The organism is uncultured Thiocystis sp. (assembly GCF_903866365.1).
Taxonomy (GTDB): Bacteria; Pseudomonadota; Gammaproteobacteria; order Chromatiales; family Chromatiaceae; genus Chromatium.
In genome coordinates this window covers 1-19,463 of record NZ_CAIPNF010000281.1, presented here as the reverse complement: position 1 = coordinate 19,463, position 19,463 = coordinate 1, and the positions used below count along the sequence as shown (strand labels likewise).

The window sequence follows — 19,463 nt, the reverse complement described above, 5'->3', positions numbered from 1 at the left end:
GCCATGGCCAACTATTTCACCGACAACACCGATCTACTCTTTCATTTCGACCGCCTGAAGCTTCAGGAGGTGGTCGACATCGCCGAGCACGGCTACACCGAGTCCGCTGACTACAACTTCGCCCCGGTCGACTACCAGGATGCCCTGGATAACTATCGCAAGGTGCTGGAGATCGTCGGCGACATCACGGCGAACAACGTGGCCCCCCAGGCCGCCGCCGTGGACGAGGAGGGGAGCCATTTCGCCGACGGCAAGGTCGCCTACGCCAAGGGCATCCAGGAGGCGCTGGCTCTGCTGACCCAGGCGGAATTGATGGGCTTCACGCTGCCCCGGCGTTATGGCGGTCTGAATATCCCGACCACCCTCTACACCATGGCGATCGAGATGGTCTCCCGTGCCGAGGCCTCGCTGATGAACCTGTTCGGCCTACAGGACATCGCCGAGACCATCAACAAATATGGCACCGAGGAGCAGCGTCAGGAATTCCTGCCGCAATTCGCCAGCGGCGCGGCCACGGGCGCGATGGCGCTCACCGAGCCGGACGCGGGTTCCGACCTGCAGGCCGTCAACATGCTGGCCTATCTGGACGATGACGGGCAATGGCGGCTCAAGGGCGTCAAACGCTTCATCACCAACGGCAACGCCGAGATCCTGCTGGTCCTGGCCCGTTCCGAGCCCGGCACCAAGGATGGCCGCGGACTGAGTCTGTTCGCCTGCTACGGCAAGGATAACGTCGTCGTGCGACGCATCGAGAACAAGCTCGGGATCCATGGCTCGCCGACCTGCGAGTTGCAGTTCAACGATACCCCGGCGCAGCTCATCGGCAAGCGCAAGTTCGGCCTGATCAAGTACGTCATGGACATGATGAATGGCGCGCGTCTCGGCGTTGCCGCGCAGGGTCTGGGCATCTCTCAGGCGGCCTATGACGAGGCGCTGCGTTACGCTAAGGCGCGCGAGCAGTTCGGCAAGAGCATCTACGCGATCCCCGTGATCACCAATCTGCTCATGGACATGCGCGTGACCCTGGAGAGCGATCGCTCGCTGCTCTACGCCGCCTGCCACTGGGTCGACCTGCGCAACAAACTGGAAGAGAAAGTCGAGGAACTCAAGGCCGAGGGCAAGGATTCCAGCGCGCAAAGCGCCAAGCTCAAGGAGGCGACCCGGGTTGCCGCGCTGCTCACCCCGATGGCCAAGTATGTGCTAAGCGAGAACGCCAACCGGGTCACCTATGACGCCCTGCAGATCCACGGCGGCACGGGCTACATGAAGGAGTTCAACGTCGAGCGCCTGACCCGCGACGCGCGCATCACCAACATCTACGAGGGCACCTCGCAACTCCAGATCGTCGCCGCCACCGGCGGGGTGATCAACGACATTCTCGCCGAGGAGTTCACCGCCCGCGAGCAAAAGGAGACGTCCGGCAGTCTGGCGCGTCTGGCGGATGAACTGAAGGAAATGCGCGTGCTGTTCCTGGACGCGCTGAAATATGTCACCGACAAGACCGACAAGCATTTCCAGAGCATCGCCGCCAAGGAACTGGTGGAGATCTACTCGTATCTCTATACGGGCTGGCTGCTGATGGACGAGGCGGAAGAGGACAGCCGCAAGGTCTTCATCGCCCGCCGCTACATCATCGGCGCGGCGGCCAAGACCCGCCGGAATTGGGACGTGATCAAGAAAGACCAGTTCGCCGACCTGCTCCACGCCGACGAAATTCTGATCTGATCGAGGATGACCGGGAGGCGCGGCGTCGGCCGCTGTCTGGCGTCTCCCGGTGGTTGTCCTGCTCCCGATCATTCCTTTGAAGGCCATCGCCCGTGCCGCGCCAAGGGAATTGCAACCCGCCAGTGACCGGACTATCCTGATGCTGCATTGCAGCAAAAGCGTCTGCAACCCGCTCAGGCATGTCCGATCAATTCGTCGAGATGGGTGCTCACGCAACGCCCGAGCGCCGACAGCGTGTAGCCGCCTTCCAGACAGGACACCACCCGCTCCTGACAATGTTTGAGCGCGAGCTTGCGGAGTTCACGCGTGATCCAGCCATAGTCCGCGGTATGCAGGTTGAAGTGGGCCATGTCGTCCTCGATGTGACCGTCGAAGCCGGCGGAGATCATGATCAATTGCGGGGCGAAGGCGTCGATGCGCGGCAGCCAGGCGGACTCGACAGCGGCCTTGTAGGCAGCGCCGTCGGTGAGTTTGGGTAGCGGCAGGTTGATGACGTTGGGGGCCGTGCTGTCGGCCCCGGTGCCAGGATAGAAGGGGTGCTGGAAGCTGGAACAGAAAAGCACCCGCTCGTCGCCGCTGAAAATATCCTCGGTGCCGTCGCCATGGTGCACGTCGACATCAACGATGGCGATTCGCTCCAGTCCATGCTGTTCGAGCGCGTGGGCGGCGCCGACGGCGAGGTTGTTGAAGATGCAGAAGCCGCCGCCGTTGCGCCGACCGGCATGATGGCCCGGCGGACGGACGCCGCAGAAGGCGGCATGGTGCCGGTCGCTCATCACCAGATCCACGCCCAGGATCGCGGCCCCGGCCGAATGCAGCGCGGCCTCCAGCGTGTGCTGGTTCATCGCGGTGTCGCCGCCGTCGATCCAGGCCAGCGTCTCGCCGTCTTGCGGCGCGCTGTCGAAGATGTGCTGGAGATAGTCGCGATCATGGACGCGGGCAAGTTGTTCGACGCTGGCCGCCGGGGCGTCATAATGGGTCAGTAACATCTCCATGCCCGAAGCGATCAGGCGATCCTGAATGGCGTAAAGTCGCTCGGGGCATTCCGGGTGATGCGTGCCCATGCGGTGTTCTTTGCAGGACGGATGAGAAATGAAGGCGAGGTTCATGTCGGCTCCTCTAAGGCTCGATCGCGGTGCGTGACGCGACGGGTCACAGGCGATTCTCGATGCGGGCAGTGCCCGGATGTTTCATTGTCGCGCTCCGGCGACAGTACCGAAGATTAACCGCTTTTTTGCCCCGGAGGGCAAACCCCATGCGCTTGTCGGACATCGATCAACTCTTCACACCCAGTGCCGTGGCGGTTTTTGGCGCGAGCGACAGCGAGGGCTCGATCGGCGGCATGGTGTTTCGCAACCTGCTGGCGGGCGGGTTTAAGGGTCACTGTTACGCCATCAATCCGAAATACGACGAGGTGGCGGGCGAACCCTGCCATGCCAATCTGAAGGCACTCGACAAACAGGTGGATCTGGCACTGATCGCCGCGCCAGCCGAGGCGGTCCCGGCGATTCTCGATCAGTGCGGCGGTTATGGCGTCAAGGTGGCGGTGGTCCACTCGGCCGGGTTCGGCGAGCACGGCGAACGCGGCAAGGTGTTGCAGGAGAAGATGGTGGAGGCGGCCCGGCGCAATCGCATCCGGGTGCTCGGGCCGAATTGTCTGGGGGTGATGCGCCCGCAGCAGGGACTCAATGCCAGCGTGGGTCAGGATCTGCCGCGCCAGGGCAATGTCGCGCTGGTCTCGCAGTCCGGCGCCATCTGTACCGCGATGATCGACTGGTCCGAACGACGCAAGGTGGGCTTTTCCGCCGTGGTGTCCCTGGGCGCGGCGGCTGACGTGGATTTTGGCGACATCCTGGATTATCTCGCGCTCGACACCCAGACCCAGTGCATTCTGCTCTATGTGGAAGGTATTCGCAGCGCCCGTCATTTCATGAGCGGATTGCGCGCCGCCGCGCGTCTCAAACCGGTCATCGTCGTCAAGGCGGGTCGACATCCAGCCGGCACCCGCGCCATCAAGTCGCATACCGGCGGTTATGTCGGCTCCCCGGACGTGTTCCGGGCCGTGACCGAGCGCGCGGGCGTGGTCCAGGTGTCGAACCTGGATCAGTTATTCGCCGCCGCGCAAGTGTTCGGCACCCGCCGCCGACTGGCCGGGGACCGCATCGCCATCATCACCAACGGTGGCGGACCGGGTGTCCTGGCGGCGGACCGGACCGTTGACCTGGGTCTGACGCTCGCGCAGTTCAGCGATGCCACCCGCCAGACCCTGGAACAGGGGCTGCCGGGGTACTGGTCTCACGGCAATCCGATCGACATCATCGGCGACGCGCCGCCCGAGCGCTATCGGCTGGCGCTCGACGCCTGTCTCGCGGATGCGGAGGTCGATGGCGTGCTCTGCATCCTGGCCCCACTGGTCTTCGGGGATCCGGTCGCGACCGCCAATCAGGTGATCGAGGCGGCCAAGGCCAGTCGCAAGCCGGTGCTGACCTGCTGGATGGGCGGCAAGCGGGTTGCCGAGGCGCAGGCGCTGCTGTCCGAGAACGACGTGCCCCAGTTCGAAAGCCCCGAGGCGGCGGTCGAGGCCTTTTCTTTCCTGGCCACCCATCACCGCAATCAGAAGCTGCTGATGCAGTCGCCCGCGCCGCTGTCAAACGAGGAACTGCCCGATGTCGAGGGCGCGCGTCTGATCATCGAGGGCGTGATGGCCGAGGGCCGTAAGACGCTCGGCACGGTGGAGGCCAAGGCGATCCTGTCGGCCTTCCGCATCCCGACCATGCAGGCGGTGCTGACGCGCACGCCCAACGAGGCGCTGATGGCCGCCGAGGTGCTCGGCTTTCCGGTGGTGATGAAGATCAACTCGCCGGATCTGGAACATAAATCCGATGTCGATGGGGTGCGGCTGAACATCGACGACGCTCAGTCGGTGCGCCGGATCTTCACCGAGATCGTCGACCGCGCCCGGCGGCTGCGTCCCGAGGCGCGGCTCGAAGGCATCACCGTGGAGCACATGGCCTCGACGCGGGCCGCGCGCGAGATGATGGTCGGCGTGACGCGCGACAAGATCTTCGGTCCGGTGATCAGCTTCGGGGCCGGCGGCACCAAGGAGGAGGTGCTGGAGGATCGGGCGCTGGGTCTGCCGCCGCTCAACGCCTTCATCATCGAGACCATGATCGATCACACCCGCATCGTGCGTTTGATGGGCGCCTTCCAGCACATGCCGCCGATGAATCGCATGGCCTTGGCCAAGATCCTGCAACGGGTCTCGGAGATGGTCTGCGAGCTGCCGGAGATCATCCGCATGGACATCAACCCGCTGATCGGCAACGACAAGGAGGTGATCGCAGTCGATGCGCGCATCCATGTCGACTATCGCCCGCCCCAGCAGCCGACCTATGGGCACATGGCGATTCATCCCTATCCGAGCCATCTGATCGAACGCGCGCAATTGCCCGACGGTCGGGATCTGGTGATCCGTCCGATTCGCCCGGAGGACGCCGAGCTGGAGCAGGATTTCGTGCGCGGTCTGTCGGAGCAGACCAAATATTTCCGCTTCATGCAGGCGATCAAGGAACTGTCGCCGGAGATGCTGGTGCGCTTCACCCAGATCGACTATGACCGTGAGATGGCCCTGATCGGCGTGGTCGAGAGCGACGGAGTCGAGGTTGAGGTCGGCGTGGCCCGCTATATGTCCCGGCTGGGCGGCGAGGACTGCGAGTTCGCCATCGTCGTCTCGGACACCTGGCGCAATCTCGGGATCGGCGCCCGGCTGATGCGCTCGCTGATGCAGAACGCCCGCGCGCGCGGGTTCCGGGTCATGGACGGCGAGGTGTTGACCGCGAATACCCGGATGCTGGCGCTGGTCAAATCGCTCGGTTTCCGCGTCGAGAGCGATCCGCAGGATCTGGCGATCAAGCTGGTGAGTAAGGTTCTCTAGCCGGGCGAATGCGGTATCTTTTTTCTGAAATGTGATCGAGCGCACGATTTCCACAAAGGATAAATTGTTTTTTTTGGTCGGTTAGGGTCAAATACCTAATGATTGCGGCGACTGCTCTGCTGCTTATGTGTGCTCATGAGACCGGGTTCATCGCTTGGAATGACACGCTGGTCGAAGATGGCGGAGGCGGTTTGGTTTGAATGATTTTTTTGCCTGTGTTATGGAGAGATTGCATGGAAAACGCGTTGACACCTCCTATTCGTGTCCTTGGGAATGTTTGGAAGCGTTGGATGCGTTGGTGGATCGATGAGGTGCCTGATGATCTCGCGCGATGTCAGTTCGACTGTGAAAAAATTAACAACTGCTCGAAAACCGAATGGGAAAGTTGCCAGCTTCGCCTGGATTATGTGGCAATGCTTCAAGAGTCAAGGAAGATTCAAGCCTAACGCGCCGCTGGAACGATTTGCGCTTTCCGACTAATTGTTATTTGACTCCAGCGCTTGCATCGCAAGCGCTGGAGGCTTCTGCCTCAATCCTGTCCTGCTTCCGGTCACCCGACCGCAATTGATCGACAGCACACCGGTTGGTCGGCACAGATTCAACGATCCACGCGCGGTTGATAAAAATCCGGAATCAGAATCGTCGGCATGCACTGGCTGGCGTCCTTGTTGGGGTAATCCAGCGTGTAATGCAGCCCTCGGCTCTCGCGGCGGCGCAACGCCGATTGAATGATGAGGTCCGCGACTTCGAGCAGATTGCGCAATTCGATCAGGTCGTTGCTCACCCGGAAATGGCTGTAATATTCGATCACCTCCTGGGCGAGCAGATCGGCTCGCCGCTTGGCGCGACGCAGCCGTTTATTGGTTCGCACGATACCGACATAGTCCCACATGAATCGGCGCAACTCGTCCCAATTGTGCGTCACCACCACCTCCTCGTCGGGTTCGGTCACCCGGCTCTCGTCCCAGCCTGGCACGTTCGGTGGCGCTGGATATCCGCCGATTCGCCGCTCGATATCCTGGGCCGCTGACTCCGAGTAGACCAGACATTCCAGCAGCGAATTGCTCGCCATGCGATTGGCGCCATGCAGCCCGGTGTAGGCGGTCTCGCCGCTGGCGTAGAGACCATCCAGGTCGGTTCGGGCATGCTGATCCACCATCACGCCGCCACAGGTATAGTGCGCGGCCGGGACGACCGGAATGGGTTCGCGGGCGATATCGATCCCAAGTTCAAGGCAGCGCTTGTGGATGGTTGGAAAGTGCTCGCCGATGAAGGCCGCGGGGCGATGGGAGATGTCCAGATAGACGCACTCGCTGCCGAGCCGCTTCATTTCGTGGTCGATGGCGCGCGCGACGATGTCTCTGGGCGCCAGTTCGGCGCGGGTGTCGAAGCGCGGCATGAAGCGTTCGCCGTCGGGCAGCAGCAGATGCGCGCCCTCGCCACGTAGGGCCTCGGTGATCAGGAAGGTGCGCGCTTCCGGATGATAGAGGCAGGTGGGGTGGAACTGCATGAATTCCATATTGGCGACCCGGCAGCCCGCGCGCCAGGCCATGGCAATGCCGTCACCAGTCGAGACATCGGGATTGCTGGTATAAAGGTAAACCTTGTTGGCGCCGCCGGTCGCGAGCACCACGAAGCGGGCGAGGAAGGTCTCGACCCGGCCAGTCCCCCGATTGAGGATGTAGGCGCCAAGACAGCGGTGTTCCCGGCGATCCTGGAGATGCCTGGAGGTGATGAGGTCGACCGCGATATGCTGTTCGTAGAGCTTGATGTTGGGTCTGGCGCGTATTTTGGCCTCCAGCGTGGTCTCGACGGCGTACCCGGTGGCATCGGCGGCGTGTACCACCCGTCGATGGGTGTGGCCGCCCTCGCGGGTCAGGTGGTAACCGCCCGCGGAGATGGATTCCTCGTCACGCGTAAACTCGACGCCCTGGTCGAGCAGCCAGCGGATGTTGTCGGGGCCGCGTTCGACGACGTGCCGGACCACCTTGCGGTCGCAGAGCCCCGCGCCGGCCTTGAGGGTGTCCTGAACATGCGATTCGATCGAGTCCTGAGCGTCCATGACGGCGGAGATCCCACCCTGGGCATAGAGTGTGCTGCCCTCGACGAGTTCGCGCTTGGAGATGACCGCCACGGAGATGTCTTGGCGCAGACGCAGCGCCAGGCTCAGGCCCGCGGCGCCGCTGCCGAGGATCAGTACATCATGACGAAACAACGATTCGGACATGGAGTGTGCTCACTTGCAAGGCGGGAATGATTCGGTCCGCGACGGTCTCGGTTGCGCAAGCGCCGCTGCGCGGGTAAGGCCCGGTGGTATCCAGTACCCATCCTTGAGTCGAGATCAGGATTTGGTTGATGATTTGGGGTACCGCAGCCACATCTCATCCGGTTTCAAGAACTTCTTTTTCGGTGAATTGTCCATGCCAACGGAACCGATAGCCGCAGGCCCGGCGGAACCAGTTCATGTCTGAGCGCCAAGCCGATCATGAACTCGTTGGGCGTGCTCAGTCGGGAGACACGCGTGCCTTCGATCTGCTGGTCCTGAAATATCAGCAGAAGGTAGCAAACTTGATCTCTCGATACATCCGGGATTCGAGCGAAGTCATGGACGTGACCCAGGATGCCTTTATCAAGGCATATCGTGCCTTGCCTGGGTTTCGTGGCGAAAGCGCTTTTTATACCTGGCTTTATCGGATCGCGGTCAACACCGTCAAGAATCACCTGGTCGCCCAGGGGCGCCGGCCGCCCGGCGACGATGTCGAGGCCGAGTTGGCCGAACAGATGGACATGGGGCGCCGCCTGCGCGAGTCGGCGACACCCGAGCGGCTTCTGCTGACCGATGAGATTGCCCTGACGGTCCAGCGCGCGCTTGACGAGTTACCCGACGATCTGCGCACGGCCATCGTGCTGCGGGAATTTGAAGGAATGAGTTATGAAGAAATCGCCACTGCCATGGACTGCCCAATCGGCACCGTTAGATCGCGGATCTTTCGCGCCCGGGAGGTCATCGACAAACGGCTGCGGCCCTTGCTTGAGGACTGATGCGATGAAGCGCTTGCACCCGGCTCGATCAGGTGGCGCACAAGCAGGCCCGGACCTTCGAGGTGGCTTATGGCGCCACCTCGATCGCTCGGAACCCAATTGAAATCCGACGATATCCAGCTCAGGCGTGAAATCTATGACCGATGAGCATCGACTGATTGACGAGCAACGACAACGGCTTTCCGCACTGCAGGATGGCGAACTCGACCCGGCGAGCGCTGCGCGCCTGCTCGATGCCCTGGCAGAGGATGCGAGCCTCCGCAAAACCTGGGAGCGTCATCATCTGATCGGACTCGCGATTCGTGGCGAGCATTTTGCTCATGAACACCGCATGATCGCGGACCGGGTACGCGAATCGCTCGCCTTGGAACCGCTTCGGATCGTCCCGCGTCGACGCGAACGCCCTACGCGGCTTCAGTCTTCCTCGCTCGTCGGGATGGCGCTCGCCGCCAGCGTCGTGTTCCTGGCGATCTTCGTGGCTCCAACCCTGTGGCAGGAGGCCGCGATTCGCTCCAGCGGCGCAACCCAGGCGACGCCACTCGCGAGCCGCGAGCCGCTTCCCGATCGGATGAACGGGCGTTGGCAGTTGGATCGCCCCGATCTCGCCAGCAAGCTCGATCAATTTCTGGTAACCCATCAAGAGACCGCGCCTGCTACCGGTGCCAAGGGTATGCTTCGCTATGCGACATTCGTCGGTTATGAACTTCCACGCTAGTCCGCGGATGTCCTTTTGGCTGTTTGGACTTCTCTGTCTGTATGGGCTTAGTGCCGCCGGTCTGGCCCTGAGCGCCGTGACCGAGGACGAGACGCCGCCCGCGGACGCGACACGGCAGGTCGGGGTTCTGCTCGAACGCATGGCCGAGGCATTGCGATCGTTAAACTACGAGGGGATCCTGGTTTATCTGCATGAAAATCGTCTGGAGACGCTCAGCCTTCTGCATCATGTCGAGCAGGGACGGGTCCAGGAGCGGCTGATTTCATTAAGCGGGCCAGTGCGCGCGGTGGCCAGGGAGCGCGATCGCGTCTTGTGCGCGCTCCCCGATGGGCATCCGCTCTCGGTCGAGCGTCATGGCGGCGGTCATATCCTCGCGACCGACGGGATCGATCCCGCCTTGCTGGGGGACCATTACCGCGCGGGAATTCTTGGAACCGCCCGCATCGCGGGCCGCGATACCGATGTCGTCGGCATTATCCCACGGGATCGGCTCCGTTACGGCTATCGGTTTCATATCGACCGAGAGACCGCTCTACCGCTGAAGTCCGATTTGATCGACGAGGATCAGGAACCGCTTGAGCAACTGATGTTCACCTCCATCGTCTTTAACGCCTCGGATGGCGTGACTCCCGCCCTGGTCGGGCAGCCTGTTCGCAATGCTCCCGTCACCGAGTCGACGAGTCGCTGGCGCTTCAATGATCCTCCGAAGGGTTTCCAACTCGTGATGCACCATGAAATCAAACAGCCGGATGGGTCCGCGGCCGAACAATTCCTGTTTACGGATCGACTGTCCGCCTATTCGATCTATGTCGAGGACGGTGCCCAGGAGGGTCTGGATGGGCTGGCTAATATTGGCGCCGTGCATGCCGTCGGCAGGAAAATCGACGGGCATCGGGTGACTGTCATTGGCGAAGTGCCGACGGCAACAGTCGAGGCCGCCATCGCGGGCGTGCGGTTGGCGCCATGATCGAGGAGCAGGGCTGGGTGGCGCCCATGCCGAGGCCGGCAGCTTGCGGGCGCCATCCTCGGTCTCGTGCTGGCAATGCTCTGGCTGCGCGGCTACAGTGTCTCCTGTGCGCCGAATCCGTTGATCCCGCGGCGGCTTGAAGTCGCTTCGATCACGGTGCCGCCGCCAGAGATTCGCAAAAATTTCCAACAATGAAAATATTCAATCACTAATCTTCTAGATGACCGGAGTCACCATGCGACCCATGCCTGCCCTGTCGCTCGCCCTGACCGCGTTACTGGTTGTAACGCTGGCCCCTGGGATTGCCTTGAGTCGTGATTTGCCCGATTTTACGTCATTGGTGCGCGAGAATGGCCCGGTCGTGGTCAATATCAGCACCAAACAGTCGGCTCAATCGCTGGCGGCCCCGCGCGGCTTTTCCGTTCCTGACCTGCCGGAAGACAGTCCGTTAAACGATTTTTTCCGCCATTTTTTCGGCGAAGAGGGTGAGACCCCAGACGATGCGCTACAGTCGCGCTCGCTCGGCTCGGGCTTCATCGTCTCGCCGGATGGCTATGTCCTGACCAATTCGCATGTCGTGGATGGCGCCGACGAGATCCTCGTGCGGACCAGCGATCGCCGCGAGTTCGTCGCAACCCTGGTCGGAACCGATAAGCGCAGCGACATGGCTCTGTTGAAGGTGGACGCCGAGGGTCTGCCGGTTGCCCGGGTCGGTTCCTCGAAGGATCTGCAGGTGGGCGAATGGGTGCTGGCGATCGGCTCGCCCTTCGGATTCGAGGCATCGGCCACCGCCGGCATCGTCAGCGCCAAGGGCCGCAGCCTGCCGACCGAGAATTACGTGCCCTTCATTCAGACGGACGTGGCCATCAATCCCGGCAACTCGGGCGGTCCGCTCTTCAACCTGAATGGCGAGGTGGTCGGCGTCAACAGCCAGATCTACAGCCGTACCGGCGGCTTCATGGGGTTGTCGTTCGCCATCCCCATCGATGTTGCCATGGACGTGGTCAATCAGCTCAAGACCAAGGGCAAGGTCAGTCGTGGCTGGCTGGGCGTGCTGATCCAGGATGTGACCCGAGAGTTGGCCGAAACCTTTGGCATGCCCCAGCCGCGCGGCGCGCTGGTGGCGCAGGTGTTGCCCAAGAGCCCGGCGGCGGCGGCGGATCTGCGTCCGGGCGACGTGATTCTGAGTTTCAATGGCCGCGATGTCCTGGCCTCCAGCACCCTGCCGCCCTTGGTGGGCGCGACCGCCGTCGGCGAAACGGCGACCCTTCAGGTGTTGCGGCGGGGCGAAAAAGTCGATCTCAGGGTCAAGATCGAGGAGCTTCCCGAAGAGGAGCAGACGGCGGGCGAAGAGACACCGCGCAATGATCTGTCCGCCAATCGGATCGGTCTGATCGTGCGCGACCTGACCGCCGAGCAGCGCCAACTGCTGGAGATCGAGCAGGGCGGCGTGCTGGTGGAAAGTATCGACGCCGGACCCGCCGAACAGGCCGGGCTACGCGCGGGCGATCTCATTCTCATGCTCGACAACCAGCCCGTGAACGATTTGGGCGAGTTTAACCGGATCCTCGAGACCCTGGCGCCGGGCCGCCCGGTCGCGGTGCTGATTCAGCGAGCCGACAGCCGCATGTTTTACGTGATTCAGATGCCGAAGACCTGACGCGGGGGAAGGGCGTCACGCCCGTTCCCCGTCACCTAGCCAAGCGGATCGGTGCGCCGATCCGCTCCTGTCTGTTACTATTGCACGGTTCTCCGTGCAGGCCCGTTCATGAGGTGACCGATGGTCTCGGCCACCGCCGTTGTTCCCGGTTGGCGTCCTCGTCGCGACCGGCTGTCATGGCCCCCTGTCCCCACTGCATTTATTAGCCCCCGGCGTCCAGATTCTCGATGACCGACATCAGCCATATCCGCAATTTTTCGATCATCGCCCATATCGATCACGGCAAGTCGACCATCGCCGACCGTTTCATCCAGCTCAGCGGCGCGCTGACCGACCGCGAGATGTCCAGCCAGGTGCTGGACTCCATGGATCTGGAGCGCGAGCGCGGGATCACCATTAAGGCCCAGAGCGTGACGCTCGACTATCTGGCCCGCAATGGCGAGACCTATCAGTTGAACTTCATCGATACGCCGGGGCATGTGGACTTTTCCTATGAGGTCTCGCGCTCGCTGGCCGCCTGCGAAGGCGCGCTGCTGGTGGTCGATGCCGCCCAGGGCGTCGAGGCGCAGAGTGTCGCCAACTGTTACACCGCCATCGAGCAGGGTCTGGAGGTGCTGCCAGTCCTGAACAAGATCGACCTGCCGTCCGCCGAGCCGGAGCGGGTGATCCGGGAAATCGAGGAGATCATCGGCCTGGATGCCGAGCACGCGCTGCGCGTCAGCGCCAAGACCGGCGAGGGCATCCCGGATCTGCTGGAGGCGCTGGTCGCGCACATTCCCGCGCCGACCGGCGATCCCAAGGCGCCGCTGCAGGCGCTCATCATCGACTCCTGGTTCGATCCCTACGTGGGCGTGGTGTCGCTGGTGCGGGTCATGAACGGCGAGATGCGCCGGCGCGACAAGATCCTGATCATGACCACCGGCCGCACCCAGCAGGTCGATGGGGTCGGTGTCTTTACCCCCAAGAAGACCGAGCGCGACGTCCTGAGCGCCGGCGAAGTCGGTTACATGGTCGCCGGCATCAAGGAGATCGACGGCGCGCCGGTCGGCGATACCATCACCCGCCCCGACCAGCCGGCGCCCAAGCTCCCCGGTTTCAAGGAGATGCGGCCGCGGGTGTTCGCCGGGCTCTACACGGTGATCACGGACGATTACGAGGATCTGCGCGAGGCGCTCGGCAAGCTGCGGCTCAACGATGCCGCGCTGCATTACGAGCCGGAGGTGTCGCAGGCGCTCGGGTTTGGCTTCCGCTGCGGCTTCCTTGGGATGCTGCACATGGAGATCGTCCAGGAGCGTCTCGAACGCGAATACGATCTCGATCTCATCACCACCGCGCCGACCGTGGTCTACGAGGTACTGCGCAGCGACGGCGAGCTGATCAAGATCGACAATCCCGCCAACCTGCCCGAGCCGGGCAAGTTCAGCGAGGTGCGCGAGCCGATCATCGAGGCCCATATCCTGGTACCGCAGGATTATCTGGGCGCGGTCATCAATCTCTGTATCGAGAAGCGCGGCGTTCAGAAGCAGCTTCAGTATCTGGGCGGTCAGGTGCAGGCGACCTATGAACTGCCGTTGAGCGAGGTGGTGCTCGACTTTTTCGACCGGCTCAAGTCGTGCAGCCGGGGCTTTGCCTCTTTCGAATATGAATTCAAGCGTTTTCAGGCGGCCGATCTGGTCAAGCTGGATATCCTCATCAATGGGGATAAGGTCGACTCGCTGTCCTCGATCGTGCATCGCGCCGTTTCGCAGACGCGCGGCCATGACGTGACCGTGCGCATGAAGGATCTCATCCCGCGCCAGATGTTCGAGGTCGCGATCCAGGCCGCCATCGGGTCCAAGATTATTGCCCGCACCACGGTCAAGCCCCTGCGCAAGAACGTCACCGCCAAATGTTACGGCGGCGACGCGACTCGCAAGCGCAAGCTGCTGGAGAAGCAGAAGGCGGGCAAGAAACGCATGAAGCAGGTCGGCAAGGTGGATATCCCACAAGAGGCCTTCCTTGCCGTGCTGCAAGTCGGTAAGGATAATTAAAATCAAATCACGTAAACCGCGTCCGCGAAGACGTTTGCTGGATCCTGCGGGGTCTCGTCAATGTGTAAACACGACATGCCACGCTGGACGCGGTTTAACACCCTCAATCAGGATGGTTCGCAGATGACGTTTGATTTCCCCGCTTTTCTCGTGCTGGCCTCGGTCCTGACCGGTGGCATCTGGCTGGGCGATTCACTGCTGTTCGCGCCGCGCCGACGTCGCTTGGCCGATGCCGCTGGCGCACCGGTCGAGGAGGGCAAATCCAGCCTTCGCGAGCCGGTTCTGGTCGAATACGCGCGCTCCTTTTTCCCGGTCATTTTCGCGGTTTTGATTCTGCGCTCCTTTCTGGTTGAGCCGTTCCGGATTCCCTCCAATTCGATGATGCCGACCCTCTTGACGGGCGATTTCATCCTGGTCAATAAATTTGCCTACGGTCTGCGGCTGCCGGTGCTGAATCGCAAAGTCGTCGAACTCGGCGAGCCCCAGCGCGGCGATGTGATCGTGTTCAAATTTCCACTGGATCCCACGACCGACTACATCAAGCGCGTGATCGGTCTGCCGGGTGACGAAATCGACTATCGGAACAAGACCGTCATCGTCAACGGCGAGCCCATGGGCCAACTGCCGATCAGCACCTTCTCGGGCGAGGGTTCCGGGATCGAAATGACCGGCGCGCGCGAGGCGCTGGAGAGTCTGGACGGGGTCGAGCATCGGATCCTGACCCGCTCCAACGCACCGAATCTGCCCTTCGGCTGTCAAAAGCTGGCGCTCGGTCCGATTCGGGTTCCGCCGGGGCACTTTTTTGTGATGGGCGACAATCGCGACAACAGCAACGATAGCCGGTGCTGGGGTTTCGTGCCGGATACGAATCTGGTCGGCAAGGCCTTCGCGATCTGGATGCATTGGGACGGGGAGCGCGACGGCCTGCCGATCGCCTGGTCGCGTCTGGGCGATGGCATTCACTAAACCGCGTCCTTAGGAGAGAGATGTAATGCGTAAACTATCAGGGTTCGGTTCGCGCCAGCGTGGCATGGGGATGCTCGGTATCCTCTTGACCGTGGGGCTGGTCGCCTTCTTCATGACGGTCCTGCTGAAACTCGGCCCGCTCTATCTCAACTTCTGGACCATCCGTTCCATCATGACTGGCGTGGCCGAGCAGTCCGAGACGATCCAGGGCGGGGCGCGCGGGATCGCCGATACGATCGGCAAGCGCATGGATGTCAACAGCGTGGCCAATATCACCTCCAAGGATTTCGACATCAAAAAGCTGGAACAGAATACCTATCAAGTGACGGTCAACTATGAACAGCGCGTGCATCTCTTCTTCAATGTCGATGCAGTCGCGATGTTCACCTACCAGGTGGATGTAAAGACCCAGTGAACGCGGATCCACGCCGGCTGGCGCTTGCCCTGGGGCATTCATTCAAACGCGAAGACCTGCTTGAACAGGGACTGACGCACCGCAGCGCGGGGGCGTTCAATAACGAACGACTGGAATTTCTCGGCGATGCCCTGATCGGTTTCATGATCGCCGAGGCGCTGTGGGCGCGTTTTCCCGAGGCCGACGAGGGCACCCTGAGTCGCATGCGGGCCTCGCTGGTGAAACGCGAATCGCTGGCGGGTCTGGCGCGCGGCCTGCGTCTTGGCGATTATTTGAGACTGGGCGCGGGCGAGTTGCGCACCGGCGGTCATGCGCGCGATTCCATCCTGGCGGATGCGCTGGAGGCCGTGCTGGGCGCCGTCTATCTGGATGCCGGTTTCGCGGCCACGCAAACCGTGGTCATGGCGCTGTTCGCCGAGCGGCTCGACGACACCGGCGCGGAGCAGTCGGGCAAGGATCCGAAAACCCGTCTCCAGGAGTGGTTGCAGTCGCGTAAATGGCCCCTGCCTGACTATGCCGTGACCGAGATCGGCGGCGACCAGCACGATCAGATCTTTACCGTCAGTTGTCTGTTGACCGACAGGAATCTTCGCACCTTCGGCGCGGGCAGCAGCCGCCGGCGCGCCGAGCAGTCGGCCGCCCAGGCCATGTTGGAGCAAATCGAAAAATGACCGACCAAAAGCTGCCGGACGAGAGTGTCGCCGACGCCGCGCCCGGACATTGCGGCTACGTGGCCATCGTCGGCCGCCCCAATGTGGGAAAATCGACGCTGCTCAATCGCATCCTTGGCCAGAAACTGGCCATCACCTCCCACAAGGCCCAGACCACGCGCCATTCCATCCTCGGCATCAAGACCCGTCCCGAGGGTCAGATCCTGTTCGTCGATACGCCCGGCATCCATCAGCGCGGCGGCAGCGCGCTCAACCGCTATCTGAATCGCGCCGCGCGCACGACGCTCAGCGACACTAATCTGGCCCTGCTGGTCGTCGAGGCGCTGCGCTGGACCGAGGAAGACGCCAAGGCGCTGGAGGCGGTCGCCCTGGCCGGCGTGCCGGCGATCGCGGTGGTCAACAAGGTTGATCGGGTGGCCGACAAGCAGGCCTTGCTTCCCTATCTGCAAACCCTGTCCAAACGGCATGATTTTGTGGCCCTGATCCCGGTCTCCGCGACCCACGGGGATCAGGTCGAGGCACTGGAACAGGCGGTGCTGGCGGCCCTGCCGAAGGGCGCACCGCTGTTTCCGGAGGATCAGCTCACCGACCGTTCCGAACGCTTCTTTGCCGCCGAACTGGTGCGCGAGCAACTGATGCAGCGTTATGGCGAGGAACTCCCTTACCGGACATCGGTCGAGATCGAACGCTTCGAGCAGGCGGACGGACGCTACCAGATCCATGCGTTGATCTGGGTGGAACGCGCGAGCCAGAAGGCGATCATTATCGGCAAGCAGGGCGAGGCGCTCAAGGCGGCGGCCAGTCAGGCCCGCCAGGAGATGCAGAAGCTGTTCGGCTGCCCGGTGCATCTGGAAGTCTGGGTTAAGATCAAGAAGAGTTGGTCGAGCGACGAGGCGGCCATCGCCAGTCTCGGGTATAGCGAAGACCATTAAACCTTAACAACGATATGAGCGGACTCGTCCCCGCGCCTGCTCGCGATGGACTCTTCCAGGCGTTCGTCCTGCACCGGCGCGACTATACCAATACCAGTCTGCTGCTGGAGGTCTTTGGGATTGGTCTCGGACGCTTTGCCGCGATCGCCAAGGGCGCGCGTCGGCCGCGCAATCCGGCGAGTGCGCTGCTGCAACCCTTTCAGCCCTTGTGGCTCTCGGCGGTCGGGCGCGGCGAGGTTCGTACCCTGACCCGCAGCGAGGGCGCGGGTCGCCCGATCGCGCTCGAAGGGCGCGCCCTGCTGGGCGGTTTTTATCTCAATGAACTGCTGATTCGCCTGCTTGCCCGGCACGAGGCGCATGACCCGCTTTTCGCCTTCTATCAGGACGCGCTCGCGCGTCTGGCCGAGGGCGGCGAGCTTGAGACGCCGCTGCGTCGGTTCGAGCTGCGTCTGTTGGGCGAATTGGGCTATGCTCCGACCCTGGATCGGGAGGCGGGCGGTCGCGAACCCGTGCTGGCGGAGCGGTCTTATCGCTACGAGGCGGAACGGGGATTACGCCGGGCGGCGGCGGTCGAGACGGGGCCGGTGCTGTCCGGCGCGACGCTGCTGGCCCTGACGCGGGGCGAGGATCTGGATCCCGCGCAGCGACGGGAGGCACGGATCCTGCTGCGCGGGATACTGGCGCACTATCTGGGCGAGCGCCCGCTGAACAGTCGCGAACTCTATCGACGCTGGTATGGCGCCCGGAATCCGACCGAAGCCCTCGCCCAATAAACCGCGTCTCATGCCAGGCGCAATCGCACGACCATCGACGACACGTCCTTTAACTGCAATGGAAACCTCAATGCTAACGGACATTCAACGCCCCAACGAAATGCTGCTGGGCGTCAATATCGACCATGTCGCCACCGTTCGACAGGCGCGCGGTACCCGTTACCCCGAGCCGATTCAGGCCGCGCTGGTGGCCGAACAGGCCGGCGCGGATTCCATCACGCTGCATCTGCGCGAGGATCGCCGGCATATCCAGGATCGGGACGTGGAACTGCTGCGCGACATCCTCCACACCCGCATGAACCTGGAGATGGCCGCAACCGCCGGGATGGGTGCGATCGCCTGCCGTCTCCAGCCGGCGGACGTGTGTCTGGTTCCGGAACGGCGGGAGGAACTGACGACCGAGGGCGGTCTGGACGTGGCCGGCAATCAGGCCCATCTGACCGACTTCCGCGCGCGGCTGACCGAGGCCGGCATTCGGGTCTCGCTGTTCATCGACGCGGAACCGGCGCAACTCGAAGCGGCGTGCGCGGTGGGGGCGCCAGTCATCGAGATTCACACCGGACACTATGCCGATGCACGCACGCCGCGCGAGCGGGCGGATGCCCTGACGCGCATCCGTCAGGCCGTCGAGCTGGGGCTGGCGCTGGGTCTGGAGGTCAATGCCGGACATGGACTCGACTATCGCAACGTCCGGGCGGTCGCGGCCATTCCCGGCGTGCGCGAACTCAATATCGGCCACTCCATCATCGCGCGGGCGCTGTTCGTCGGGCTGGATCGGGCGGTGCGGGACATGAAGCGCATCATCCAGACGCCGTTTGACGCGTAAAGAGATCAACCGCTCATGCGCCACATCGATCTTCCGAAGCATTTCAGCAAGATTGCATCCAATCGGGAGGCCAAGAAAGCTATTCTCGCCGCCCGGGATTTAGATCTCGATGGGTTCGCGGTCGAGTTCAAGCGGATCATGCAAGCACATGTCGACCATTTCGTTGTCGGCATAACGCTTGATGACGTTCGCGCCGCAGCGATGGAATGGTGGCAATATCTGCAACATCTCAGGCAGATTCGGACCGAATGCATGCCCCTGCTGGAAGCAGTCAGCGACATTGCCCCTCCCCCGATAAAGGCACGCTTTGCGACCATTCGGCTGCCAGCGGCGAACGCCTTCAGGCCAGCGCGGTCGGAGTCGCCGATCGATGATCCATACACACATCAGGCTGAGCTGGCGGCGCAGAACGAAGAACTGCGACGAGCCAGGAATGTCCTGGAGATGTTGCTGGCGCGTTCTGTCGACCTCTTTAATCTGGCCCCGATGAACTATTTGATCCTCAGCGACGCCGGGTTGATTCGGGAGTCCAACTTGATGGCGACTGCCCTCCTGAACTCATCGCAGGACAACCTGATCGGTCAACCGCTGACCTCGTTTATCCTCCCCGAGGATCAGGACATCTTCTATCACTGCTGCCGCCGACTCTGGGTCACCAGCGAGCGACAGTCCTGCGAACTGCGTGTGCAACGGAAAGACGGCGAACCGCGCTGGGTCCGTCTGGTGACCAGCCTCGCGCCACCGAACGAAAATGACGCGCCCCGGTGGTGGATCGTCCTGAACGACATCGCCGAGTGCCAACGCTGC

The 19,463-nt window shown here is 62.5% G+C and carries 18 protein-coding genes; 15 read left to right on the top strand and 3 right to left on the bottom strand.

Features of this window, described 5'->3' with window-relative positions; translation table 11 throughout:
* Positions 1–3: 3 nt before the first annotated feature.
* Positions 4–1,725 (top strand): acyl-CoA dehydrogenase family protein, encoded by a 1,722-nt coding sequence (locus tag QZY07_RS15605; RefSeq protein ID WP_295404617.1) that lies wholly within the window; start codon positions 4–6, stop codon positions 1,723–1,725.
* A gap of 173 nt (positions 1,726–1,898) precedes the next feature.
* On the opposite strand, the gene QZY07_RS15600 is transcribed toward QZY07_RS15605, so the two are convergent.
* The gene (locus QZY07_RS15600) at positions 1,899–2,834 is read right to left on the bottom strand and encodes a histone deacetylase family protein (RefSeq protein ID WP_295404614.1); all 936 of its coding nucleotides are present in this window, start codon (positions 2,832–2,834) and stop codon (positions 1,899–1,901) included.
* A 146-nt stretch (positions 2,835–2,980) separates the two neighbouring features.
* Between QZY07_RS15600 and QZY07_RS15595 the strand changes: the two genes are divergently transcribed.
* Positions 2,981–5,659 (top strand): bifunctional acetate--CoA ligase family protein/GNAT family N-acetyltransferase, encoded by a 2,679-nt coding sequence (locus QZY07_RS15595; RefSeq protein WP_295404612.1) that lies wholly within the window; start codon positions 2,981–2,983, stop codon positions 5,657–5,659.
* A 233-nt stretch (positions 5,660–5,892) separates the two neighbouring features.
* On the top strand, positions 5,893–6,105 hold the full coding sequence (locus tag QZY07_RS15590) for a hypothetical protein (RefSeq protein WP_295404609.1): 213 nt from the start codon (positions 5,893–5,895) through the stop codon (positions 6,103–6,105).
* Between the two features lie 152 nt (positions 6,106–6,257).
* Here QZY07_RS15590 and nadB read toward each other — a convergent pair whose 3' ends face one another.
* The gene (gene nadB, locus QZY07_RS15585; RefSeq protein WP_295404606.1) at positions 6,258–7,886 is read right to left on the bottom strand and encodes an L-aspartate oxidase; all 1,629 of its coding nucleotides are present in this window, start codon (positions 7,884–7,886) and stop codon (positions 6,258–6,260) included.
* A 236-nt stretch (positions 7,887–8,122) separates the two neighbouring features.
* On the opposite strand from nadB, the gene rpoE reads away from it, so the two are divergent.
* The 11 genes from rpoE (at position 8,123) to pdxJ (ending at position 18,656) form a co-directional block, all read left to right on the top strand.
* Positions 8,123–8,701: an RNA polymerase sigma factor RpoE gene (gene rpoE / locus QZY07_RS15580; protein WP_295404603.1), complete on the top strand. Its 579-nt coding sequence runs from the start codon at positions 8,123–8,125 to the stop codon at positions 8,699–8,701.
* 136 nt (positions 8,702–8,837) lie between these two features.
* On the top strand, positions 8,838–9,416 hold the full coding sequence (locus QZY07_RS15575; RefSeq protein WP_295404600.1) for a sigma-E factor negative regulatory protein: 579 nt from the start codon (positions 8,838–8,840) through the stop codon (positions 9,414–9,416).
* Between the two features lie 7 nt (positions 9,417–9,423).
* Positions 9,424–10,383, top strand: a complete 960-nt coding sequence (locus QZY07_RS15570; RefSeq protein ID WP_295404598.1) for a MucB/RseB C-terminal domain-containing protein — start codon at positions 9,424–9,426, stop codon at positions 10,381–10,383.
* Between the two features lie 235 nt (positions 10,384–10,618).
* Positions 10,619–12,043 carry a DegQ family serine endoprotease gene (locus QZY07_RS15565; protein ID WP_295404595.1) on the top strand — a complete coding sequence of 475 codons (1,425 nt, stop codon included), beginning with the start codon at positions 10,619–10,621 and terminating at the stop codon, positions 12,041–12,043.
* Between the two features lie 227 nt (positions 12,044–12,270).
* Positions 12,271–14,073: a translation elongation factor 4 gene (lepA, locus tag QZY07_RS15560; protein WP_295404592.1), complete on the top strand. Its 1,803-nt coding sequence runs from the start codon at positions 12,271–12,273 to the stop codon at positions 14,071–14,073.
* 123 nt (positions 14,074–14,196) lie between these two features.
* Positions 14,197–15,039, top strand: coding sequence for a signal peptidase I (lepB, locus tag QZY07_RS15555; RefSeq protein ID WP_295404590.1), 843 nt, complete (start codon positions 14,197–14,199; stop codon positions 15,037–15,039).
* A 25-nt stretch (positions 15,040–15,064) separates the two neighbouring features.
* Positions 15,065–15,454 carry a DUF4845 domain-containing protein gene (locus tag QZY07_RS15550; RefSeq protein ID WP_295404588.1) on the top strand — a complete coding sequence of 130 codons (390 nt, stop codon included), beginning with the start codon at positions 15,065–15,067 and terminating at the stop codon, positions 15,452–15,454.
* Positions 15,451–16,125 (top strand): ribonuclease III, encoded by a 675-nt coding sequence (gene rnc / locus QZY07_RS15545; RefSeq protein WP_295404586.1) that lies wholly within the window; start codon positions 15,451–15,453, stop codon positions 16,123–16,125. Before QZY07_RS15550 ends, rnc begins: the two co-directional genes overlap by 4 nt.
* Positions 16,122–17,057 carry a GTPase Era gene (gene era, locus QZY07_RS15540; protein ID WP_295404584.1) on the top strand — a complete coding sequence of 312 codons (936 nt, stop codon included), beginning with the start codon at positions 16,122–16,124 and terminating at the stop codon, positions 17,055–17,057. Before rnc ends, era begins: the two co-directional genes overlap by 4 nt.
* Before the next feature lie 14 nt (positions 17,058–17,071).
* Positions 17,072–17,830 carry a DNA repair protein RecO gene (gene recO, locus QZY07_RS15535; protein ID WP_295404582.1) on the top strand — a complete coding sequence of 253 codons (759 nt, stop codon included), beginning with the start codon at positions 17,072–17,074 and terminating at the stop codon, positions 17,828–17,830.
* Positions 17,831–17,900: 70 nt separating this feature from the next.
* Positions 17,901–18,656 (top strand): pyridoxine 5'-phosphate synthase, encoded by a 756-nt coding sequence (gene pdxJ, locus QZY07_RS15530; RefSeq protein WP_295404581.1) that lies wholly within the window; start codon positions 17,901–17,903, stop codon positions 18,654–18,656.
* Positions 18,657–18,755: 99 nt separating this feature from the next.
* Here the strand turns inward: pdxJ and QZY07_RS15525 are convergent, their stop codons facing one another.
* Positions 18,756–18,884 (bottom strand): hypothetical protein, encoded by a 129-nt coding sequence (locus QZY07_RS15525; protein WP_295404579.1) that lies wholly within the window; start codon positions 18,882–18,884, stop codon positions 18,756–18,758.
* A 24-nt stretch (positions 18,885–18,908) separates the two neighbouring features.
* On the opposite strand from QZY07_RS15525, the gene QZY07_RS15520 reads away from it, so the two are divergent.
* Positions 18,909–19,463, top strand: a 555-nt coding sequence (locus QZY07_RS15520) for a PAS domain-containing protein (RefSeq protein ID WP_295404576.1), incomplete at its 3' end; no start/stop codon positions are given.